The organism is Flavobacterium sandaracinum, from assembly GCF_004349135.1.
In the GTDB taxonomy this organism is placed as follows: Bacteria; Bacteroidota; Bacteroidia; order Flavobacteriales; family Flavobacteriaceae; genus Flavobacterium; species Flavobacterium sandaracinum.
On the sequence record NZ_SMFN01000028.1, the window covers coordinates 1 to 22,981 of the forward strand.

The window sequence follows — 22,981 nt, forward strand, 5'->3', positions numbered from 1 at the left end:
GGATATACTGGCTATACAACCCAATGTTTGTGGGTGAATTCCTTACATTCTGTTCAGATTCTAAAAGGTAAAAGAAGAGGAGGCAGTTTCTTTTCTTGAATATACTATTAAGCTATTTAAAGCAAAATCTGCTCTCACTCTTCCTCACTTAGATTATATTATACAAACATAGGAGGTAAAAGAAGAAGAGGCAGTTTCTTCGCTTGAAAATACTATTAAGCTCTTTAAAGCAAAATCTATCTCACTTTTCCTCACTTAGATTATATTATACAAACATAGGAGAAGCAAAAGAACGTCGCTGGATTATGTTTGGTTTTTGACTTAGCACTTTTTAATTAATATTTTTAATTCATTAAATTTGTTGCTATTTCGATGGCTAGAAATCATTTAATATACCATGTCCCTAATTGATAACCCCTTCAACGACTTTTCTAAAATCATCTTTACCACTTCCGATAAGCAAATAACTCGAAAAACCAATATCTAACAAATCTTTACCGACTTTCTGATCATCAATATCACTATGAGCAATAAGTTTTATTGTTGGATATAGTGCTCTCAATTCTTGAAGTTCTGCCAGCACATTCCTGTTGTAAAAATCAAGATCAATAATACATACTTTGGGAAGTGTTTTTAATGTTAATAACTGAGATAATCCGCCTTCGATATTTTCTGAGCGGAATAAAACATCCATTCCTGAGGCAACTAGGTCGTTGCAAGTTATATCCAAAATTGGACTTTTGTCATTTATAAAAGCTAAGGTAATTTTTTCTTGTGTTGTACCAGTTTCCATATCATCATACTTTTGTGAAATTGATGTAGCCCTGCACAAAAAATAAGGCGCAGACCACTACACTTAACGCACATTGAGGTACTGGTATACCCGACAACGAATAAGCGAGCACCTACGCCTATGGCATAGGTGTTCTTTCTTATTGTCCCGTTGTCTAAAAATTACCAGTTTTCAATGTGGGACTTAAAGTAAAAACACTTTAAGATTTTCTATATTTCGTTACAAAGATACTAAACTGCTTTAGATACTCATCATATCTTTAAAACCAATTGGGGCAAAAAACCTATTAGTTACTGGCTTTATTGTTTAAATAATTATGCTCTAGTTCAGTGAGTATATCTGTTTGTTTAAAAATGATCCCCCCCTATTTGGATGTATGGCAGTAATTTATCTTCTCTTTTCGCCATTCCTAAAGGCTCTTTCAGTTCATTTTTATTTCCATCCAATGAAGATTTCTGTATTGCGATTACTTCCATTTCTGCTCAATTTTGGTATGAAATCTAATTTATAAAGGCTTTTAAAAGGATTGATAACGTTTGAATTTGTTGGCATTTAAAAGAAATATGTGGCTTTTACTAACCGGCACAAAAAAAATCGGATACCCTTTGGGGTTATCCGATTTTCTTACAACCGTATTTTAAAAATCACTATCTGCGTTGGTCGGTTGGTTCGGTTTCTATCTCCACTTTCTGTTTTTCATTATCATTTTTTTCGCGTGAATAAACCCATAACGACAATAGCCCAAAAATAATCAGTGCATAGGCTACCCATTTGCCAACTCGTTCAATGAATTTAATGCCAATCGATTTTTCGTAAGAAGAAAAACTTTCGGCACCCATAGGACTACGCCTGTAAAACTTTCTACGATTTATCCAATAGCGAAGTGCCAAGCCTAAAACCAAAAATAGTATCCCTATAACTAATGATGCAACCATAATAATAGCTATTACATTTATAAATATGAATTTACAAAAAAAATATTTGTTTCACTACATCACAAAAATATAAAATGTGAGCGTGGTAGTATAAAAAAATCCTGTCTTGTGGACAGGATTTTATTTGTTAATCGCTACTATTGAATTGGAAAGTGAGTTTCTTCTCATTTCCAAAACTATCAGAAATCCATACATCAAATGATTGCGACACAGTGCATGAAGAAGTGTAATACAATCGGAACTGCTCTGTTGGTAAAGGATATAAATCGTTTGGTAAGTACGCAAGTTCATTAGAATATCTTAAAGTTCCCTGACCATCAAACTGAAAATAACGGATAAAATATTGCGTATCGCTGTAATTACCGCTTCGCTTTATCGCCATCCTTATTTCTACGGTTTGCCCATTCGATACATCTTTTTGAACAGGCATAACCTGCACTTCAAAAGGAAAATCGTTCTGTATTTCGAGTTCATCATCTTTGCTACAAGATACCAAAGTAACCGAACTTGTGAGGATTACCAGCAATACATATACTGGCAGTAATCCTCTTTTGAATTGTTTGAAAAATGTTGTCATTATTATACGTTTTAAAAGTTAAACCTTAATCCCACACCTGCGGACGGTCGGAATTGTTTCATATCCGTACCCCATAAAACCTTTGTACGTCCTTGCAGGACTAATACAAATCGGTCGGACAGATACGTTTCAAAAGTCAACCTACCGCCAGCTCCGTAAATGAAATTGTCTTCACTCACTATTTTCGCTCCGTCATCCAACATTGCTTCGCCTCGGTTGATGGTTTCATAACCGATGACGCCAGATATTCCAGTATTAAGCGTTATGTTTTTTCGGGCATCGCCTAAAAGGAATAAACTGTAACCGCCTTCAGCAGTATAAGTTTCCTTCGGAATGCGCAAGTCTTTATAAGAATGGTATTGGTGCGTATATTCCAACGCCCAAAATTGGTAATTGCCGTTTTTGCCATTTACGGTCATTGCTACATTGATGTAATAATCGTTTCCGATTTTATCATTAGACAATACACCAGCACTTACTTCCAAGCCTTTTTGCTTAGGTAACATTCGTTGTGCCTGTGTAGCGGTAATGCCCATTAACACAAGCATTACGGTATGGATATACTTTATCATCTTATTGTTTTAATAGGTTATTAAAATTTCAGGTGCATATCATTAACCAAACGAGCCTTGATTAAATCCGAATTTTCTACCTGAAGCGTTTGGTGTCTGCCACCGTTTTTCTCAAAGATTTCAATCAGCAAAACCTTGTCATCGGCAATGGTAAACTGGTCTAAAAGGAATACGTTTTGTTCGATTGCTTTCCCGCCAATCTCATTCAATGGCTTATAAGTACGTAATGGTATCATTGGTCTTTCCTGCACTACGGTACGCTTGGCTACTTTTTTATCTACTACTTTGAAATTGATAAAATCAATTCCGAAAGGCACATTGGTACGGTTTCTCAATTCTGTATGGAAATAGTATTTGCCATTGTGTATGTAAATTCCTTTTAGGATAAACTGAATACCGAAACTTTTAGCACCGATATGCTTTACAATTCGCTGGTCTTTTTTGTAAATCGTTTCCAAAAGCAAACCTGACAATGATGGCGAATTGTTACCCAATTCTTCAAAAAGCACATCATTTCCATTTTCCTTATCCACTGCTTTTTGCATTGTCAGCAGATCGTAACTCAACGCTTCCGGATAAGCACTATAATATACATTGAAGCTGTAAAAGCGACCGTCATTTGTAATGACCGAAAAATTGGTTTCCGTTTCGAAATCTTTTACCGATGCTTTTACACGAAGTACGTTTTCCGCATCTTCTGCTTTTCCTGCAATCAGGTATTCGCTTCCCAAATCCACATAACGTATGGCGGTTGGGAAAATCAAATGAGTAGTCTTGTCATAAGTTACTTGCATTTGGTACGGTTCTATCTTGCCTAAATTTAGCGGTGCTTTTATACTGTCTTGTGCAAAAGTGTTTACGGCAAAGCCGATGATAAGGGCAAAAGCCCAAAAAGTTTTTATATGATTTTTCATTTTCTTAATTATTTGAGTTCAATATTATTTTTTAGAAACAAGGAAAACTTGATGTCCTGCTTTTAGCGTAACTTTTGGTGTTCGTATTTTTTTGGCGAAATAACCCGAAATACCTTGTACGGCACTTTTACTGAGGTCGGAACCAATCTGTTGTCCTGTTGACGAGTTCATACTGAAGCTTGAACCTGTGGCATTTCCCATATTGGCTACGATGTCGGTAACTGCATTACGTTCTGGCGAATAGGGAACGTACAAACCCTGCTGACCATCGAGGTCGTAGATGGTTATATCTACTGGGATAATATTGCCCTCAAGCTCAATAGATGTAACTTTTAACTGTAACCTGCCACCTTGAAACTTTCCGATTGCCGTTAAAATTGTTCCCTGCGGAATGGTACGGTTTGGCGTTTGTGCAGGTTCTAACAAACGCAGTCGTACACCGCTTTCGCCAATAATGGTCTGTGTTTCCTGTATGCTGGCTTTTACGCTATTTTTTGGTTGAGCGACTTGCTCTACTGTTCCAGCAGTATAGAAACCTCGGTTTTTTTTTTCGCTCCAGTCGGCTAAAAAAGCACTATCCGTAGGTTCTCTGTACAAAGCCGATACAGCTTTCTTTCTTGTAGGTGTGAATGCTACAAAATATTCTTTCTGAGAATTTGAAGAAGAACCTCGGCTAGCACTGTCGGTGCTTACAGGTTTTTCGGTATTTCCTCCCGAAGGCAGATACTTTGAAGCCATCTGATACGATTTTTCCATCAACGTCAATTGGTCATTTACAGTTACACCGACAGGTATATCTTTTTCAGCCAATTTTTCTTTTAGTTCGTCCAATTGCCTGCGTAGTTCTTGTGTTTCGCTGTTATTATCCTGATAAAATGAACCTAATGTGCTTTGTGCATTTCGGTAACTGTTTAGTGTAGAAGTGCCCGATTTTCCAGTCATCATACCATTGTTTTGGTCTTCTTCGGGCAATTCTTCTTTAGTCTGCTGTGTGCTATCGGTATTCCAATAATCCGATAGCGTAGTTAGGGCATTTCGGCTTTCCTGGTCTTTCTGTTCCAGCATATCTTGCTCATAAGCTTTTTGTTTATCATCCTGCATTCCTGCTTCGGTAGCCTGTGGAAAAGCATCGTTTAGTCCGATGTTTTCCATTTCTTTTTTATCTGCCGAGGGTTTAAATATCAGGTATAAACAACCAATAAAAACAATCCCCATTAAACCAAAAATGAGTGGTTTTTTAAATCGTTCAATGGCACTCTTTTTATCCTCCGTAAGGTTGGATACTTTGTTTTGGTCGCCTTCCTCAACCAGAATGCTGACCCTTTTTTCATTTTCTTTCATAAAATTTATTTTTAAAAATTGTTGTCAATGTGTCCTTCAGTTTTTCAGGACTTTCTTTCTTTTTGAGAACAGGATTTTCGATATGCTCAATGACCAAATTGTTATCGGCTTTGCCTGCATCATACCATACTTTTAAAATAACTCCTGCGGTAAGAAGTAGATAGCCTATAAAAAAGTATAAGGTGTATTTATGCTGTTTTCCAACGGGTAATGCCAGCCATCGTTCGTCCAACTTGTTAAAATACCTATCCATATTTGCTCTTAATTTTTTCATGTCTTAAATTATTATTGGCTATCACATTTTAAACCCTCTTTTTTGGGAAGAAATGTGTTGTTTAGGATCTTCAGACACTTCGGCTACGGCTTCCTTTAATATAGGAACCGAACCTGTTGAAAGATTTGTTAGTTCTGATTTCTTCAATAGTTGTCCGTAGCGGTCTGTCCTTTCAATGTCCATCTTTTGTACATCGAAAATGCCGTTTTCATGTCTTATCCACATATTACATTCAATCCTCGGCTTGTCATCTCCATTCCATTGGAGGTAAGTCGATAATAAAAAAAGTTCGTGTCTATTCGGTTTTTTTGTACCGTTGTGAGAGGCTTCCAAGTATTCACTAATGCTTTCTTTTAACTTGCCAGGATAAGATGCTTCCGTTTGGAAGTAACCGTTGTATCCTTTATCTGTCAGTGTTTTCACGAATGTGTCTAAATCAAGTAACTGTTTCATAATCTTTGATTTTAACGTTGAATAACTTCAATGTCCTTATTCTCTACCACGGCAAATTTTTCAATATTGAAACCTTGCGGGTTATTGTCTGAACGGACAGAGTTTACAAGGAAACAGGACGTTACCAAGCTTCGCTTTGTCACATTGCTGGAACGGATGATGAATTGCTTAGCGTAAGTACGCACTGCATAAGGATGATTGTCGAAATTGCAGACCACACTATCCACCTCGATACGTTGCTGTACATTACCCGATATGATACGGTTATAATAGCCTTTTTCGGAAAGATCTTTGTAATAATCAAAGGCACTTTTATCGGCAAGATTGAACGCCCGTTTCATATTGCTTTCAATGGCATTTTTGTCGGGTGCAAGTGTAAAAAAGAGTTCGTGAAAACGTCTTACGTGTTCCCTTGCCTCAACCGGGCGGTTGATGGACGCATCTTGCGAAAGAGCCAACATCAATGATTTTCCATTGTCCAGTACATAAATTTTTTGGCGTTGTTCTGTTGCAAAGCTGTAGGACTGCCATACGGCATATCCTACAACGCTAATGCATAGAACGGCAAACACAATGGCATACAACCTTATCTGTCTAAAGCTGTTTTCGATATTTCTGAGTGTTTTAAATTCCATTTCTTAAATGATTAATTTTGTTTACTTATTGATTAGCCTGCCACCAATATTTCCTGCAACTGAACCAGCTCCGGCTCCGGCAAGATTTCCCGATTTCATTGCAGCTTGGTTAACATTACGGGTAAAGTTTCCGGCACCCCCTGCCTGAATAATCCAGCCCGTTACCGTTGGAATTGTAAAATACCCCACGATACCAATTATCATAAAAATGATATACACAGTATTGGAAGTATCGGGTATATAGGTTGGGTCGGCAAGCATTTCGATGTCCCGTTCCAATATCAGCGATTGTATCCTTGCCAACATTGAACTGAACAAATCTGAAACAGGAAGCCAGAGGTAAACACTTATATACCTTGTAAACCATTGCGAGAGCGTGGATTGAAAACCGTCCCACACGGAAATAGCAAAGGCAATTGGTCCGAGTATGGACAACACTATCAGAAAAAATGTTCTTATAGTATCAATAACCAATGCTGCCGCCTGAAAAAGTATTTCCAGTAAATTGCGAAACCATTCTTTTATTGCTTTCTCAATCTTGTAGGCTTGCCTGTCCATATACATTCCTGCCATTGTTCCCACATCAGAAGGCGACCAGCCCAATTCCTCCAATTTCTTATCGAATTCCTCATCCGATGCCATATATGCGGTTTCGGGATTTCTTACCATTGCTTCGTATTCCAATTGGTCTTTCTGCTGTTGCAATTTATTGAGGTCAAGTACCTGGTCTTCGAGAATGGAATGGGTTCCTGTTACTATCGGATTGAGAATTGCATTGATGGTTCCCAACACGATTGTTGGGAAAAACATAATGCAAAGTCCCAAAGCAAACGGACGTAACAATGGAAACATATCAATTGGTTCGGCTCGGCTTAAAGCCTGCCAAACCTTTAATGCCACATAGAACAAAGCGCCTAATCCGGCCACACCTTTAGCTACTCCTGCCATATCACCGGCAAGTGGCATCATATCATCGTACAGCGAACGCAGTACTTCGTGAAGATTATTCCATTCCATTTTTACCAGTATTTTTGGTTAGAAGTTCCATACAAGTCAAGCACTCGTTTGGCATCGTTTTTCTTTTTCGCTCTCAGGTAGCTTACAGATATGTTCTTGTTGGTGTAATAGCGAACAAGACTGTGATAATCCTTTACCTCTTTGTACACACGGTCGATAACATCCATACGCTCTTTGTCATTTAGCGAAAGGCTGGACGACGTTATAATCTGCTTCAATTCCTTTAGCAGTTCCGTACTTTCATTTAGCAATGAAGAATAACCGTTGCCGATGGCTACCAATTCCTGTGGCGAAAAATTTGGATCGTTCATCATCTTGCCAAAATTCTGCACATACATTTCCGAAACATCACCTACCAACAAAGCAGTTTGTTGCACTTTACGAGCATCTTTTACAAGGTTGTTTATAGCCTGTAGTTTGTCGTAATACTCTTTGCCTTGCTTATACACTTTTTCCACTTCCTTAAAATTCTTAACCACATTGCTTACAGTGGAAGAAGTCTGTATAATTTCGTTCGCACTATTGAGGATGCCTGAAGCCAGATTTGCAGGATCTGTAACCACGAATTGTGCTTTTGCGGACGGTGCTACGGCAAGCGTTAATGCCATACACACCATAGAAATGATTTTTTTCATTTTCTTAAATTTTAAATTGTTAATGAATTATTGATTTGCACTATCACGCCGTTGCATAGCGATGTGTTTAATGGCGAGTTCTACATTGCCATCCAGTTCAGATGCGAGTTGCATCACTTCCAGTTTTTCGGTTTCTTCGGTGGTGTATGCGAGATATTCCTCCAAACTAACTTCTGTGGCATATACCGCAGAGTGTGTTCCACCCAAGCCAATCCATACTTCCTTGTAAAGTCGTGATGGGTCGTTGTTCATATTGATAGAAAGTACTTGCGCTTTTTCCTTATCTGTAAGTCCTAGCATTGCCTGTATATCATCGAACTTGTTCATATACTTTCGCTGGTCGAGCAGGATTTTACAATCGCTGTTGTTTATGATACTTTCCTTTACAATGGGCGATTGGATGATATCGTCCACTTCTTGTGTTACCACAATGGCTTCGCCAAAAAACTTCCTTACCGTTTTGAATAAATACTTGATGTATTCAGCCATTCCTTCTTTGGCGATGGCTTTCCAGGCTTCTTCAATCAGGATGAGTTTTCGGATACCTTTTAGCCTTCTCATTTTGTTGATGAAGACTTCCATAATGATGATGGTCACAATTGGAAAGAGGATTTTATGGTCTTTGATGGCATCAATCTCAAACACAATAAAGCGTTTGGAAAGCAGATCTAATTGTTTATCGGAATTCAACAGATAATCATATTCGCCACCTTTGTAATAAGGTTCCAAAACATTGAGAAAATTGGCAATGTCAAAGTCTTTTTCCCTTACTTGTTTTTCTTCCAATACCTTACGATAATCGCCTTTCACATATTCATAGAAACCATTGAAGGATGGAAAAATATCATCTTGTTTAATGCGTTCGATGTAACCGCTTACGGCATTTGATAATGCAACTTCTTCCGAACGGGTCGGCGGTTCATCATCACGTTTCCAAAGGGTAAGTATCAAGGTTTTGACACTTTCTCTTTTTTCAATGTCAAACACACCATCATCGGTGTAGAAAGGATTAAAGGCAATAGGATTATCTTCGGTATAAGTAAAGTAAACGCCGTCTTCGCCTTTGGTTTTGCCTTTGATGAGTTCGCATAAACCCTGATAAGAATTGCCAGTATCAACCAACAAAACGTGAGCACCTTGCTCATAATATTGGCGAACCATATGGTTAGTGAAAAACGATTTTCCACTTCCCGAAGGACCCAGTATAAACTTGTTCCGGTTCGTGATGATACCCCGTTTCATCGGTAAATCCGATATATCCAAATGAATAGGCTTTCCGGTCAATCGGTCAGCCATCTTAATGCCAAATGGCGATGGCGAATTGTCGTAATTGGTTTCTTCTGTAAAAAAACACAAAGCAGGTTCAATGAACGTGTAAAAACTTTCCTCACTCGGAAAATCGCCTGCATTACCCGGCATTCCTGCCCAATATAGTGTTGCTACATCCGTAGTGTTGTGGCGTGGTTTGCATTCCATTAATGCCAAAGCGCTACCACTATCATTTTTTATTTGTTTTAGTTCGTTGGCATCATCTGACCAAGCCATAATATTGAAATGCGCTCTGATGGATGACAGTCCAAAACTATGTGCCTCATTCAGGTATTTTTCTATCCACTCTTTGTTGATTTGATTTGCCCGACTGTAGCGAGCCAACGAGTGCATATTTCTTGCAGACTTTTCAAACTTTTGCAGGTTGGCTTCGCTATTATCCAAAAACAAATACTGGTTGTAAATATGATTACAGCTTAACAGCAATCCCACAGGTGCAGCAAACGACAAACGGCAGTCGCTTCGGTCGGTAGATAGTTTTTCAAAACGGGTATCAGCAGATACTGTTCCGGGTAAATCGTCGGTATCAGATAAAGTGTGCAGGCACAATCTTTTGTTACCAATACGAATTTCTTCGCCACCCAATGCAATGTCTTGCATCGGTGTTCCAACTTCTCTTGATAATGTTAGGTATTGCTCCAATAATCCCTGCTTTCCATCTGTACCTATGATTTCGTCTTCGGTCAACCGTTGCAGTTTGATAAACCCGCTATCGTTTACGATACGTTCAAATTGTGCTATGGCTTCCATAAAGCGATGTATCACTTCCTTATCCCTGATTTCCTTCGGTATCAGTGTTCCTCTGCAAAGCGAACTGAAATTACTCTGCATTCGCATACGCTCTTTGCTCGTTTTAGTTATGAACAGATAACAATAATGGTTCAGAAAAGGACGTTCATTGAAATGGCGTTGGTAGGATTTTGCTAGAAAACTTTGGTCATCTTTTGCCAGATCTGGCGCATAATTTTCTTTGATGTACCAATCCTGTTTATGGACTATCGTGAAATCTGGCAAGGTTTTGATAGCCTTATGCCAAGCGGAATGGATAGCTTCATATTCAGCAGAAGCCACGGTAAACAGCTCCGGCAGATGTACTTCAAAGCAGGCAGTAATGTCCGCATCTTTTGACAGAATACAATTGTTCTCTACCGCCAATAATGGAAACTTGCTTTCCAGTGTTGTTGATTTTGCTGTATTTATCATCGTACATTAGGTTTAGTGGTAAATTTTAAATAACGATGTACAGGCTTGCGACAAATGATGTAGCGAGGATGCCGTTTATTAGCCGCTATTTTCATTAATCCGTATTCGCCATATTTTCTGTTCAGCGAGAAGGTTTGCCACACAATCAGCGAAGCACCACCTGCTCCAAGAAAAAGACAGATGTAAGAATTAACCCCGATCATATATAGTATCATCACCAGGATTAATGTGCCGAGCAATCCACCTGCGAAAATGAACAAGTATTGCGCTTTCAACCCTTTAAATTCCACCGTTCTTCCAATACCCTTATTGATGTTATAATTACTCATAAGGCAGGGGATTAAAGAAAGAATGAACGAAGGACGGTTGCCGCTACGATGAGGAAAATACACGCACCGAACCACGAAGCCGCCGTTTTGCTCGTATCAGGATCACCCGAACTGAACTTGTTGTACACTTTAACACCTCCGATGAGACCTACTACGGCACCAATGGCGTAGATGAGTTGTGTGGCAGGATCGAAATAAGACGTTACCATTTGGGTTGCTTCGTTGATACCGGCTGTACCATTTCCTTGTGCGAAGGCACCAATTCCCGACAGCATAGCCACGGCTGCCAGCAAAGCTTTTTTTCTCTGTTTTTTCATAATTGAAACACATTAAATTGTTATTCTTTCCCACACCTTGCGGGCTTTCGTGACAAAGGTGTTTCAGAAATAAAGGCGTTATAACAAAGTGACAGTCAAAGGAATTGTTTGGCTGTGGGTGGCATAATTGGGAAACTTAAATCCTTATTTTTTTAAAGTTTTTTTGTTATATTTGACTTATTTAGACAAGTCTTATAAATTCAAAATGACATTTGGAAAACGCATAAAAGAATTGAGAGAAAGTAAAGGTTTATTCCTTAGAGAAGTTGGCGCAGCTTTGGAGTTAGATAATGCTTTTATCAGTAAGGTAGAAAACGGGGAAAGGTTGTTGCCAAGAAAACATATTGAAAAACTTGCAAAATTTTTCAATACCGATATTAATGAACTATTGGTTTTATGGCTGTCAGATAAAATAATTGAATTGCTACTAAATGAACCTGTAGCAGAACAAGTTTTAAAAATATCGCAAAAAAGATTAAGAAAAGATGAGAATAAAAACTAATCAAATACTATAACCAACTATTATGAAGATAAAAAAAATAGAAGTTGAAAATTTTCGATTACTGAAGACTTTTTCAATGGACCTTGAAAATGAACTTTCTCTTGTTATCGGAAAAAACAATACAGGAAAGACTTCTATTCTGTCAGTTCTGGATAAATTTATAAATGAAAAAAGTAAATTTTCTTATGATGATTTGAATATTGATTTTAAAAACGAATTAGAAAGTTTAATCAAATCGGCTGATGTTCCCGATGAATTCTCTCCTAAAGGTATTAAACTGAAAATCTATATTGAATATAACGATACTGATGATTTATCTAATGTTAGCAGAGTATTGATGGATTTAGATCCTGACAATAACAATATTGTTTTAGGTTTTGAATACACTGTAAGTTATGATGCTTTTTTAAAAATAAAAGCTGACTATGCAATCTTCGCAGCCAGTGAAAATGCGAAAAATGCTAAGAAGAAAGAATATAAGCCACGGGAACTAAAAGATTTTTTAAAGCAAAACATAGAAGCTTATTATAAAATTCATAAATTTTCTTTTGAATACGATACGACTGCAAATAAGATTACCGAAACTAAGCCAATCGACCTTGTTAGTGAAAACATTAATTTAAAGGATATTATCAACTTTAAGTACATAAGTGCAAGAAGAGATGTAACAAATAAAGAAAAAGAAAACACACTCTCAAAACAAACGTCAAGTCTCTATAAAAAACAAGAAGACAGTAGTGATAAGGATCAAGCTACTGAAGATTTTAAAGACCAGCTTTCAGAAACAGATAGTACGTTAAGCGACATCTACAAAGATTTATTTAAAGACGTAATAAAAAAAGTACAAGATTTTGGTGGCGTTAAGTTGAATGATACTGATATAGCAATTATTTCAACATTACAACATCGAGAATTACTTGAAGGAAATACTACAGTAGTATACACTCACGATGACCATAAGTTACCAGAGCATTACAACGGTTTAGGTTATATGAACCTAATAAGTATGATTTTTGAAATTGAAATTTTGGTACAAGATTTCAAAAAAGATAAGGACAAGAAGCCTGCCGATATTAATTTACTTATTATAGAAGAACCGGAAGCTCATACCCATCCCCAAATGCAGTATGTCTTTATAAAAAATATAAAAAAACTACTTGGAGAAGGTATCAAAAGAAATGATGGTATAGATAGAACATTACAGTACTTAATTACAACGCATTCATCACATATTGTTGCAGATAGTGATTTCGATGATATAAAATATTTGAAAACAATAGCAACGAATAATGTAACTGCGAAAAATCTTAAAGATTTAAGAACTCAATATGATGCCGACCCAAAACAATATCAATTCTTAAAACAGTACCTAACAATTAGCAGAGCTGAAATCTTTTTTGCTGATAAGGCTGTTCTTATTGAAGGAGATACAGAAAGGATTTTAATACCAACTTTTATGCGAAAAGTTGACTTAGAAGAAGCTGCACGTTTAGAAGTGGAAGGAAACGAGGATACATTCTTACCGCTTCTATCTCAAAATATATCAACTATCGAAGTCGGTGCATATTCACAAATCTTTGAGAAGTTTATTGACTTCTTGGGTATTAAATCATTGATATTAACAGACATTGATGCAATGAAGGTCGTAGGGAAAAATGACAAAGAACAAGATGTTTGGGGAGCGTGTCCTGTTAATGAAGGTACCAAAACAAGCAATTCTGCAATAAATCATTTCCTAAAAGCTGTAACGTGGGACGATTTAAAAGCCTTGGCAGTTGGCGATAGAACAATTACTGTTGGGAGTTCTACAATTTGTATATGTTACCAACAGGAAGAAAATACTTATCACGCAAGAAGTTTTGAAGATGCTTTTATACATCTTAATAGAGAATTTGTAAAAGGAAATAAAGCTACTTTTCAGGGAATAAAAAATGCTTCTTATTTTGATGATGACACGAAAAGCCCCTATGTCTTAGCAGATAATTGTATTAAAAAGAAAACCCATTTCGCTTTAGATATTTTATATCACAGTGATGAAAAATTTAATAATTGGAATATTCCGGCTTACATTAAAAATGGCTTGTTATGGTTGAAGAAAGATTAAATTTAGAACTCGAAGTACAAGAAATATTTCAATCAATTGATGCAGGTAGAAATTTCCTTCTTAGTGGTGGAGCTGGTAGTGGCAAAACCTATTCTTTAGTAAGTGTAATTCGTCAGGCAATTTTAGAAAATCCAACTGCTAAAGTTGCTTGTATGACTTATACGAATGCGGCTGTTAAAGAAATTGAAGAAAGGGTTAATCATAAAAACCTAAACGTATCTACAATCCACGATTTTCTTTGGGATAATATAAAACACTTTCAAAAAGAGCTTAAAGTAGCTATTATCGCATTGGCTAATGATGAAGAGGTTAGTAGAATTTCCATTGATGATGCAAACCCTATTCCTAATACTTACTATGAGGGTCTAGAAGATGGAATACAATACAAGGAATATGTCAGGTTAAGAGATGGTATTATATCCCACGATGAATTGCTTTTGGTTGCAAACTATCTTTTTGACAAATACCCAAAGCTTAGCAGTATTGTAAAGGATAAATTCCAATTCATCTTTATTGATGAATACCAAGATACAAGCAAAGCTGTTGTAGATACCTTTCTTACTCATTTCAAGAAAAGCGAAAGGAAGAATATTATTGGTTTCTTTGGCGATGCAATGCAATCAATTTATGAAGATGGTATTGGTAATTTAGATGAATACAAAGGTCAAGATGCAGATAAAGTAAAAGAAATTCTAAAGAAACAGAATAGAAGAAATCCTCAGCTTGTTATCAACCTTGCTAACAAACTTCGGACAGATGGTATTATACAAGAACCCTCAATCGATATTAATGCACCCAATATGGTTGAAGGTTTAGTAAAACAGGGGACAGTTTTGTTTTTATATTCAACTGATGGCAATATTGAAAAAGTAGAGAAATCCTTAAGGGAAAATTATGGTTGGGATTTCAATAATACGAAGCAAACAAAAGAACTCAATCTTACACACAATTTGATAGCTAGTAAGGCAGGGTTTAGAGAATTAATGGATATTTACGATAGTGACCCTATCATTGGATTAAAGACGGATATCCTTAATAAAATAAAGGATAACAAGAAAAATAATAGACCGGAAATTGCAATAGATGATAATGACACTTTTGATGTTGTAGTCGATAAATTTCAGTTGAAAAACATACAAAGAAATTTAAAGAAAGATATTTTATTAGCAGACCCAATAAAGGCAGAATTATACAATCAATTAAAGGACAAGCTATTTTCTGAGGTAAGGAAAATTTATATGAATAAAGACGCTCTGACTGACGATAAAAAACAAGATAAAGATGATGAAAACAAGAAAGGGTCAAAAAGAGATAATTTGATTAAACATTTGTTCAAAATCCAGAATAGTATATCTCTTTATAAAAACAAGCAGTATAATGAATTTTTGAGAGTAACGGATTACAGAATACACATAAGAAGTATTGCCAACAAAAGATTGTTGAAAGAGAATATCGATAATCTTATAAATGTTGGAGAAAAAACAATTGAGGAAGTTATTACTGATGCTCACGAAAAAGGTATTTCCTTGATAGATGACAGATTACTTGTATTTAAGGAGAAGAACCAATATTTATATAACCGTGTAAAAGATGTCAAATTTAATGAGTTTCAAAAGTTGTATGAATATTTAGAAGGTCAAACTCCATTTTCTACGCAACATAAAACTAAAGGTGCTGAATTTGACAATGTCTTAGTTATTCTCGATAATGGAGGATGGAATAATTACAATTTTGAAAAAATGTTCTTGGGCACAGCTACCCCAAGTGTCTTAGAAAGAACTCAAAAATTATTTTACGTTTGTTGTACACGAGCTAAAGAAAATTTAGCCGTATTCTTTCATAATCCAGATGCACAAGTAATTGCAAAAGCAAATGGATGGTTCGGGAACGATAACGTAATTAATATTGATTAAGCGGCTATTGTTAATTAAAAAATGATATCGGGGAGTTTGCTCACACAAACTCCCCGATATCAAAATCTCTCAAATCATTTTTCCGCAAAGTGGAAGAACTGGCTTCCGTTTCAGAAGAAAGGCTACTGTCCAATAGCTCTGCTATTTTACGAGAAGCGCCTTCCATAGAATTTTCCAAAAGGCTGAATAATTCGGTTCCCTGTATTTTCTGAACTATAGTTATCGCTGTTTCCTTTTGAGACGGCTCCAATTTTTCTTTTTGTAGCAACATCCCCACGGAGCTTAGTTCTTCAAAGGTAACCCCTTGGGCAAAACCGTTATCGTCACTGGATATTCCGTACCTGTTCCATTCTTCTTCCTCATCTTCAAAATCAGGCATATTTCTGAAAACTTCATCCAGTTCTTCCTGCGGAATTTGAATACCTACGTTTTCATTTTCGTCGTATTCTATGTCAAAATTATCTGGATTTATTTCCAGTTCTTCAACTTGGCTTTCGGTGGCATTGTTTGGCACCGAAAGGCTTCTCTTAGGTCTAGGTTGCCCCATAATATCGGGCAGTTTAGGGTTGCTTTTTTCCTGTATCGGTTTTCTTTCTGAATTTTTTTTGATTACAATCTTGTCATGCACAAGCAGGGCAATCACAATCAGCAGGCATATCACAATTACTATTTCCATAACTTATAAAATGGGTTTGTATTTATCATCATAACTCTTGGTAATCTGTTTACCAAATTCCTGAAAATGGTAATCCAGTAAATTGTCTAAATAACCGTAAATTGATATTTTGTCTTCGCCTATCACTTGTACAATACGTGACAATTTTTCGTGAAAATCTGGTCGAATATATACCGTTTTTCCATCTCGGGCATTCGTGTCTGTTCTTTTGAAAAAGAGGCTTTCGTAATCTGTTTCGTTTGTTTTTTTAATTTTGGTCTTTTCCTTCACAGTAGGTTTCTCCAATAGTAATTTTTCGGGCTGAACATATTCCTTTTCGAGGGTTGCAACAGTTTGTTCTATGGGTAACTGTAATCCCTCTTTTTTTACGCCATCTACCATCAGGCTCATCATCAGTTCCTCGTTAATATCGGGCGTATGTTTTTTTTTATTTTCTTTTTCCATTAGACTATAATTGAATGATTTTTAAAAATTCATTTACAAATTGATCTAACTGACAGGCTTTCATCAAGCGTTCATCAGGTGGCATTACCGTAGAGCGGAAAACGGCTTTGCTGTTTACTTCACTTTCTTTGCGAAAACGGGTGCTGTTTTTGATTTGGCTCTGCATCAGGCTTAATCCTAATTGGTCGATGAGTTGGTTATAAACCTCATATAAAGGTGTACTTTCCCTGCCATCAACCTGGTTCCAAAACAGATTGATGGTTTCTATGGAAGTTTCGCCTTTTTTCATAATCACATCCTGCAAAAGCTGTGTAAAAATCAGTGTGCTTTCCATTACCACTCGGTCTGCCGTGATAGGTGTAAAAATGTGGTGCATTCCTGCCAATGCATTCAAAATACCAGGCGTGTTAACCGTTCCGGGCAGGTCAAAAAAGACCACATCAATCGGCACTGAAGAACTACTTAAAAATTCGTGAGCGGTTTCTAATACACTATCAGCTTTGGATTGCATAATCGGATAGGCTTTTTTGTTGATGGTGGTAAATTGTTTGTAAGCCAGCTTTTTTAAAGCTTCGTTTTCCATTACCATCGCCAAATCACGAGCCTTCATTTTCATCAGACTGTGCTGGGGAAAATCGGCATCAAATACGGCTATATTATAACCCAACCGATAGTGCATCGTACTTGCAACCAATGTTGTAAATGTACTTTTTCCCACACCGCCTTTTTGAGATGAAAAGGCGATAAATACTGTTTTGTGTTTTGCATTCATATTTTAACTGTTTTTAAAATTTATATTCTCAATTACTTAGGTGCGTATATAGGTTTGTAGCTCTATACAGAATTATAGAGATAAGCAGGTAATTACGTACTAGGCTATTTATGTACTTGAATACATTTTTATGGCTGTAGACAAATAGATTTGTACAACCATAATTACTTATTTATGTATCTGCTTTTTTGCATACGCAATTGCATATTTAAGTATTTCAATAAGCGCTTTTTTACATCTGCACATTTGTATTTATTTACATTGGTAATGATGTACTTACGTTGTTACCTCCATAGCTAACTATGTCCCTATATGTGTTTGTAAGTACAAATAAATGCAGATAAATAGGTGTTTACATTATCGTGGTAGTGTTTGGCTTCCAAAGGCAGAATTTGTCCTAGTATCACATTGCAATACTCTTATCAACAGTTGGTTACTTTGTAAAATGAATTTTACTAACGGATTTATACAAAGCATCTTGATAAAATGGACACGAAGCAGAACGGCATCGAGCCGTTTTTCCCTGCTACATTTAATCCGTCCCGAAGGGCGGATTTTTGTGTTCATCAGAACACGGCAAGTTGTGTTTTGAGGCACTCGAAACTGAGTTCGTGCCTCAAAACAACTTGCCCTGCTGGGGGCTGAAAAGCCTTCCGAAGTCAGGCTTTTTGCTAAAGTTAAAAATGGATATATGATGAACGAAAACGATAACAGAAAACAGAATAAAGGCGGACGAACGCTCAAAAGCGATCCGAGTATTCACCGCCACGTTTTTCGCCTTACGGCCGAAGAAAATGCGAGATTATTATCACTTTTTGAAGCATCTGGAATGAACAATAAAGCAAAATTTATCATTTCAGTACTGTTTGGAAGGGAGATTAAAACGGTCAAAATTGACAAAGCTGCGTTGGATTTTTATATGAGGTTAACGTCTTTTTACAATCAGTTCCGCTCCGTTGGCGTGAATTATAATCAGGTTGTAAAACTATTGTACCGAAATTTTTCGGAGAAAAAAGCAGCAGCTTATCTCTACAAATTGGAAAAACAAACAGCCGAAATGGCAGTATTATGTCAAAAAATCATTCAGCTCACAGAAGAATTTGAAGCAAATCATTTGAAAAAATAGTGTTGAAATGATATCAAAAATTGGAAGAGGGAGCAATTTATACGGAGCTTTGGCATACAATCATATCAAAGTCGAGAAAGAAAACGGGCAAATACTTTTTACCAACAGAATAATAGAAACACCTAATGCGCAGTATTCCGTTGCGCAATTGGTCCAATCTTTCGAACCTTATCTGATAGCCAACCGCAATACTGAAAAACCAATTTTACATATTTCACTCAATCCTGACCCGAAGGATAATGTAAGTGATGAAAAGTTCAAACTGATGGCTCAGGAATATATGCAGGAGCTGGGTTATGGGGAACAACCTTTTGTAGTATTCAAACACACGGATATTGACCGCACACATATCCATATCGTATCGGTTTGTGTGGATGAAGAAGGCAAAAAAATTTCGGATAAGTTTGAAAAAAGACGGTCTATGAAGATATGCCGTGAACTCGAAGATAAATATGGATTACTATCGGCTACGGAGAAAGGACATCTGCAGAATCAAAAGATTTTTCGTCCCGTTAATTACCAAACAGGAGATATAAAAAGCCAGATTGCTTCGGTTGTCCGTTATCTGCCTAAGTATTATCGGTTCCAAACGTTGGGGGAATATAATGCTTTGCTTTCCCTGTTCAAAATTACCACTGAAAAAATAGAGGGCGAACTCCAAGGAAAAATCAAGCAAGGCTTATTATACTTTCCTTTAAATGAAAAAGGAGAAAAAGCCGGGCATCCACTCAAGGCTTCCCTATTCGGTAAAAATGCAGGGATTCCGGCTTTGGAAGGACATTTTGAAGAATCCAAAGAAGCCTTAAAAAACCATACAGCAAAACTAACCATCAAAGCTTCGATTGAAACTGCCTTCCAATCGACAAATGATGAAAAGAACTTTAAGAAGCAATTAGCGGAACAGGGAGTTAATGTAATTGTTCGTAGAAATGATACAGGACGTATTTATGGCATAACTTTTATAGACCACAATTCTAAAAGTGTTTGGAACGGTTCACGTTTGGGCAAGGAACTTTCTGCAAATACCTTTAATGATTATTGGAATAATAATATCAAATCTGGGATTAAAGAGCCAGTTGAATTACAATCGAAAATATCAAGACCAAATGATGCAGATCTTTCTGCGGAAGAACCTCATAACTTGTTCGACTTCCTGAATACTATTAAAAAACAGGAAGACGGTTTGATTGAAGCATTGGGCGGCTTGCTACCCGAAACACAGGGCAAAGATTACGAGGAACAGGAATTTGCTACTAAAATGAAGAAGAAGCGGAAACGCCGAAGAGGTCAGTAATAATTCCAGCGTAAAAAAAATTTTAATAAACTCTGAATGAGATTTAGAAGATCGATATTACAATTGGTTTGCTTTTTATGTAAATTAGCCTCGTAGTATAAATAGGTTAGTAAACGGAAATTATGAGGAACTTATATTTAATTTTACTGATTACGATGATTTGTCTGTCGTGTGGGCAGAAACAACAAAATCAGAGTAGCTTTACATCAGACAATATGATGATAAGAATTGCGGAAATAGAAATTGAACCAAACTATCTTGATGACTACATAGCGATACTTAAGGAAGAAGCAGAAGCTTCTGTAAGATTAGAGCCTGGAGTTATTTCAATTTATCCGATGTTTCATAAAGAAAATTCTAATCAAGTAAGAATATTGGAAATTTATGCTGACGAAGAAGCATACAAAACACATTTGCAAACACCTCATTTCAAACATTATAAAACTGAAACCGAAAATATGGTTAAATCTTTGAGGTTGATTGATATGAGTGCTGTAGATGAACAGACAATGCCTCAAATATTTAAAAAATTAGGAAAGTAAAATTTGACTACCATAGTTTGCTGCCAATAGATTTCAAAGAAGTAGCTTGAGTTAAAATTAAATAAACGATTGAATCAGAATTAATTGAGAACATTAAATTTTCATAAAACGGAATGCGGAGTTGATTTTCTACTTAATGTACTAACTGCGGAAGAGGTCAGACAGAACTATTTAAGTAATGAAATATTCAATACTGATTTTTTTGAAATAATATTTTTTAAAAAAGGCAATGGGCACCTTATTTTAAACCATCAAAAAATTGAAATTAAAGACCACACTATTGTATTCATTTCGCCTTTTCAGAAACGACAATTATTCCTTAATCCCAATAATTTAGAGTTTACCGCCTTAGTTTTTCAAGAAGAATTTTTAAATGATTTTTTCTCCGACAAATTGTTTACTTATCGTTTGTTGTATTTCTATCAGTTAGAATTTCCTTTGATTGTGCAGGTTGAGAAAGAAAGCATTGACCGATATTGTGTATTGTTATCAGAAATCAAAGCGGAACTATTAAAGACCAAAGCAGATAGTGTACATATTATCCGTTCGCTTATCTATTATCTTTTGCAAAAACTGAACAGAGAATATGCAGAGAAACACAATTTATCTTTGAAAAAAAATAACAATAATTATGCTTTTCTGTTCAAAAGGCTAATTGAAATTTATATTAAGAAAAAGCAACGTGTAAATGAATATTCTGAACTTTTAGGTATCAGTCGCATTTCATTAAACAAAGTAGTAAAAGAACAATTTAATGTTACAGCTACCGACCTTTTAAAACAGCGATTACTTATAGAAATCAAGGATTACCTTGTTCACACGGAACTAACCGTTGCAGAAATTGCTTATCAACTCCACTTTTCTGAACCTAACCATTTAATGCGATTTTTCAAGACCCAGACAGGAATGACAACAAGTGAATTTTTAACTGATTATCAAAATGGTATGTCTTATTGACCTTTTGGTAGCGTCAGTTTTTGAACTTCATCGTAATTTTGCATCATAACATAAAATATTATGAGTAAACAAGCATTAATAGTTATTGACATTCAAAATGATTATTTTGAAAATGGAGCTTTTCCGTTAGTCAATCCAATAGAAGCAAGCGTTAAGGCAGCTAAAGTTCTCGAACACTTTAGAGCAAATCACCTACTGATTGCACACATTCAACACGTAAACCCAAATGGTGCACCATTTATGGCTTTGGGAACTAATGGTGTTGAAATCCACGAAAATGTGAAACCACTTAACGGAGAAAAAGTATTTCAAAAGAGCTATCCAAACAGTTTCAGAGGAACAGGTCTTTTAGATTATTTAAAAGAGAATGAAGTAACCGAAGTGGTAATCACAGGAATGATGACCCATATGTGTGTTGATGCTACCACAAGAGCCGCATTTGATTTTGAATATAAATGTACGGTAATTGGCGATGCCTGTGCCTCAAGAGATATGGAGATTAATGAAAAAACAGTAAAAGCTGATGATGTTCATCACGCCTTTCTATCTGCTTTAGAATTTTTCTATGCTGAAATTAAAAGTACAGAGGATTTTCTATCTGCCTAGTGACCAAAAAAGAAAATTTTTAATAAGCCTTGCTGTCAAATAGCAAGGCTTATTTCATTTGTAGCATTCAGCCAAATACCGCCACGCACCGCCAATGCCTGCCACATTCTAACAGCCACTATTTAGAGCATTTAAATTCACGCCCGAACATTAAAACTAAAAAAATAATGCAAGGAGAGGACGATTTAAGAGGGCTTACCAAGATAGTGGCTTTTATGCGAACTGTGAGTATTCTTTTGGTAATGATGCGTCTTTATTGGTTTTGCTAAGGTTTCTTTGTAGAACGTGGTTGGACGTTGGAAGTAACCAACAAATGTTTTAGTCATTATTTATTTCTTAAAAACCTCTTCCCTGTGTTTTATTCCCCATTCTTTCAATGCATCAATAATCGGTGTTAAAGTATTGGCGTATGGCGTCCACCTGTAAGTAATTTTTACCGGATAATCATCCGTAACAATCCGCTCAATTAATTTGTGCTGTACCAATTCTTTCAGTTCTTTCGCCATAGCTTTTGGCGTCATACCGGGAATGCTTTCCTGAATATCGGTGAAACGTTCATTCCCCACACCCACAGAAATGATGATTGGCAATTTCCACTTTCCATTAATCACATCCAGCGCATCACGTACTGGCTTCACACTGTCCAAGCACGATAAATAAGTTTTTTTTCCGGTCATATCATTTTTATTCTTAAAACAAATGTACTTTCCTTTTAGAAACT

Annotated in this window: 27 protein-coding genes and 1 pseudogene; 9 read left to right on the top strand and 19 right to left on the bottom strand. The window is 36.3% G+C overall.

Going from position 1 to position 22,981, the window contains the following annotated elements; translation table 11 throughout:
• Positions 1–403: 403 nt before the first annotated feature.
• The 15 genes from E0F91_RS16080 to E0F91_RS16145 form a co-directional block, all read right to left on the bottom strand.
• The gene (locus E0F91_RS16080; protein WP_131910553.1) at positions 404–793 is read right to left on the bottom strand and encodes a response regulator; all 390 of its coding nucleotides are present in this window, start codon (positions 791–793) and stop codon (positions 404–406) included.
• Between the two features lie 347 nt (positions 794–1,140).
• Positions 1,141–1,269 (bottom strand): hypothetical protein, encoded by a 129-nt coding sequence (locus tag E0F91_RS18115; RefSeq protein WP_255673697.1) that lies wholly within the window; start codon positions 1,267–1,269, stop codon positions 1,141–1,143.
• A 171-nt stretch (positions 1,270–1,440) separates the two neighbouring features.
• Positions 1,441–1,728 carry a molybdenum ABC transporter permease gene (locus E0F91_RS16085; RefSeq protein WP_131910552.1) on the bottom strand — a complete coding sequence of 96 codons (288 nt, stop codon included), beginning with the start codon at positions 1,726–1,728 and terminating at the stop codon, positions 1,441–1,443.
• Positions 1,729–1,855: 127 nt separating this feature from the next.
• A complete protein-coding gene (locus E0F91_RS16090; protein ID WP_131910551.1) occupies positions 1,856–2,305 on the bottom strand; it encodes a DUF3872 domain-containing protein in 450 nt (149 codons plus the stop codon).
• Between the two features lie 11 nt (positions 2,306–2,316).
• Positions 2,317–2,877, bottom strand: a complete 561-nt coding sequence (locus E0F91_RS16095) for a conjugal transfer protein TraO (protein ID WP_131910550.1) — start codon at positions 2,875–2,877, stop codon at positions 2,317–2,319.
• A gap of 20 nt (positions 2,878–2,897) precedes the next feature.
• Positions 2,898–3,791, bottom strand: a complete 894-nt coding sequence (traN, locus tag E0F91_RS16100) for a conjugative transposon protein TraN (protein WP_131910549.1) — start codon at positions 3,789–3,791, stop codon at positions 2,898–2,900.
• A 24-nt stretch (positions 3,792–3,815) separates the two neighbouring features.
• Positions 3,816–5,132, bottom strand: a complete 1,317-nt coding sequence (gene traM / locus E0F91_RS16105; protein ID WP_131910548.1) for a conjugative transposon protein TraM — start codon at positions 5,130–5,132, stop codon at positions 3,816–3,818.
• Positions 5,119–5,406 (bottom strand): nitrogen regulatory IIA protein, encoded by a 288-nt coding sequence (locus E0F91_RS16110; protein WP_131910547.1) that lies wholly within the window; start codon positions 5,404–5,406, stop codon positions 5,119–5,121. Before E0F91_RS16110 ends, traM begins: the two co-directional genes overlap by 14 nt.
• Before the next feature lie 21 nt (positions 5,407–5,427).
• On the bottom strand, positions 5,428–5,859 hold the full coding sequence (locus E0F91_RS16115) for a hypothetical protein (protein WP_131910546.1): 432 nt from the start codon (positions 5,857–5,859) through the stop codon (positions 5,428–5,430).
• Positions 5,860–5,870: 11 nt separating this feature from the next.
• Entirely contained in the window at positions 5,871–6,494 is a 624-nt protein-coding gene (gene traK, locus E0F91_RS16120) for a conjugative transposon protein TraK (RefSeq protein WP_131910545.1), read from the bottom strand.
• A gap of 21 nt (positions 6,495–6,515) precedes the next feature.
• Positions 6,516–7,511 carry a conjugative transposon protein TraJ gene (gene traJ, locus E0F91_RS16125; RefSeq protein WP_131910544.1) on the bottom strand — a complete coding sequence of 332 codons (996 nt, stop codon included), beginning with the start codon at positions 7,509–7,511 and terminating at the stop codon, positions 6,516–6,518.
• Positions 7,512–7,513: 2 nt separating this feature from the next.
• Entirely contained in the window at positions 7,514–8,146 is a 633-nt protein-coding gene (locus E0F91_RS16130) for a DUF4141 domain-containing protein (RefSeq protein ID WP_131910543.1), read from the bottom strand.
• 27 nt (positions 8,147–8,173) lie between these two features.
• Entirely contained in the window at positions 8,174–10,678 is a 2,505-nt protein-coding gene (locus tag E0F91_RS16135; protein WP_131910542.1) for a TraG family conjugative transposon ATPase, read from the bottom strand.
• On the bottom strand, positions 10,675–11,007 hold the full coding sequence (locus E0F91_RS16140; RefSeq protein WP_074590698.1) for a DUF4133 domain-containing protein: 333 nt from the start codon (positions 11,005–11,007) through the stop codon (positions 10,675–10,677). The genes E0F91_RS16135 and E0F91_RS16140 overlap by 4 nt, the downstream gene beginning before the upstream one ends.
• Positions 11,008–11,018: 11 nt before the next feature.
• Positions 11,019–11,324, bottom strand: coding sequence for a DUF4134 domain-containing protein (locus tag E0F91_RS16145; protein ID WP_074590696.1), 306 nt, complete (start codon positions 11,322–11,324; stop codon positions 11,019–11,021).
• 205 nt (positions 11,325–11,529) lie between these two features.
• Here E0F91_RS16145 and E0F91_RS16150 point away from each other — a divergent pair, with 205 nt between their 5' ends.
• Genes E0F91_RS16150 through E0F91_RS16160 form a run of 3 tightly spaced genes read left to right on the top strand, consistent with a single transcriptional unit; the run spans position 11,530 to position 15,843 of the window.
• Complete coding sequence (locus E0F91_RS16150) at positions 11,530–11,826, top strand: helix-turn-helix domain-containing protein (RefSeq protein WP_074590872.1); 297 nt, start codon at positions 11,530–11,532, stop codon at positions 11,824–11,826.
• Positions 11,827–11,848: 22 nt separating this feature from the next.
• Positions 11,849–13,930, top strand: coding sequence for an ATP-dependent endonuclease (locus tag E0F91_RS16155; RefSeq protein WP_131910541.1), 2,082 nt, complete (start codon positions 11,849–11,851; stop codon positions 13,928–13,930).
• Positions 13,912–15,843, top strand: coding sequence for a UvrD-helicase domain-containing protein (locus tag E0F91_RS16160; protein WP_074590692.1), 1,932 nt, complete (start codon positions 13,912–13,914; stop codon positions 15,841–15,843). The genes E0F91_RS16155 and E0F91_RS16160 overlap by 19 nt, the downstream gene beginning before the upstream one ends.
• Positions 15,844–15,883: 40 nt before the next feature.
• Here the strand turns inward: E0F91_RS16160 and E0F91_RS16165 are convergent, their stop codons facing one another.
• The 3 genes from E0F91_RS16165 to E0F91_RS16175 are packed head-to-tail and all read right to left on the bottom strand — an operon-like array spanning position 15,884 to position 17,735.
• Positions 15,884–16,519, bottom strand: a complete 636-nt coding sequence (locus E0F91_RS16165; RefSeq protein ID WP_074590690.1) for a conjugal transfer protein TraD — start codon at positions 16,517–16,519, stop codon at positions 15,884–15,886.
• Between the two features lie 3 nt (positions 16,520–16,522).
• Positions 16,523–16,963 carry a DUF3408 domain-containing protein gene (locus tag E0F91_RS16170; RefSeq protein WP_131910540.1) on the bottom strand — a complete coding sequence of 147 codons (441 nt, stop codon included), beginning with the start codon at positions 16,961–16,963 and terminating at the stop codon, positions 16,523–16,525.
• A gap of 4 nt (positions 16,964–16,967) precedes the next feature.
• Entirely contained in the window at positions 16,968–17,735 is a 768-nt protein-coding gene (locus E0F91_RS16175; RefSeq protein ID WP_074590685.1) for a ParA family protein, read from the bottom strand.
• A gap of 694 nt (positions 17,736–18,429) precedes the next feature.
• On the opposite strand from E0F91_RS16175, the gene mobA reads away from it, so the two are divergent.
• The 6 genes and pseudogenes from mobA to E0F91_RS18120 all read left to right on the top strand — a co-directional run.
• On the top strand, positions 18,430–18,861 hold the full coding sequence (gene mobA, locus E0F91_RS16180; protein ID WP_132067450.1) for a conjugal transfer protein MobA: 432 nt from the start codon (positions 18,430–18,432) through the stop codon (positions 18,859–18,861).
• A 7-nt stretch (positions 18,862–18,868) separates the two neighbouring features.
• Entirely contained in the window at positions 18,869–20,155 is a 1,287-nt protein-coding gene (gene mobB / locus E0F91_RS16185; protein ID WP_132067437.1) for a conjugal transfer protein MobB, read from the top strand.
• A gap of 215 nt (positions 20,156–20,370) precedes the next feature.
• Positions 20,371–20,697 carry a putative quinol monooxygenase gene (locus E0F91_RS16190; protein WP_132067438.1) on the top strand — a complete coding sequence of 109 codons (327 nt, stop codon included), beginning with the start codon at positions 20,371–20,373 and terminating at the stop codon, positions 20,695–20,697.
• Positions 20,698–20,781: 84 nt separating this feature from the next.
• Positions 20,782–21,654 carry a helix-turn-helix domain-containing protein gene (locus E0F91_RS16195; RefSeq protein ID WP_132067439.1) on the top strand — a complete coding sequence of 291 codons (873 nt, stop codon included), beginning with the start codon at positions 20,782–20,784 and terminating at the stop codon, positions 21,652–21,654.
• Positions 21,655–21,714: 60 nt separating this feature from the next.
• Positions 21,715–22,260 (top strand): cysteine hydrolase family protein, encoded by a 546-nt coding sequence (locus E0F91_RS16200; protein WP_132067440.1) that lies wholly within the window; start codon positions 21,715–21,717, stop codon positions 22,258–22,260.
• Between the two features lie 167 nt (positions 22,261–22,427).
• A pseudogene (locus E0F91_RS18120) lies at positions 22,428–22,610 on the top strand (YWFCY domain-containing protein); the annotation flags it as partial.
• Here E0F91_RS18120 and E0F91_RS16210 read toward each other — a convergent pair.
• Positions 22,590–22,937, bottom strand: a complete 348-nt coding sequence (locus E0F91_RS16210) for a winged helix-turn-helix transcriptional regulator (protein ID WP_132067441.1) — start codon at positions 22,935–22,937, stop codon at positions 22,590–22,592. The pseudogene E0F91_RS18120 and the gene E0F91_RS16210 overlap by 21 nt on opposite strands.
• Between the last annotated feature and the right edge of the window lie 44 nt (positions 22,938–22,981).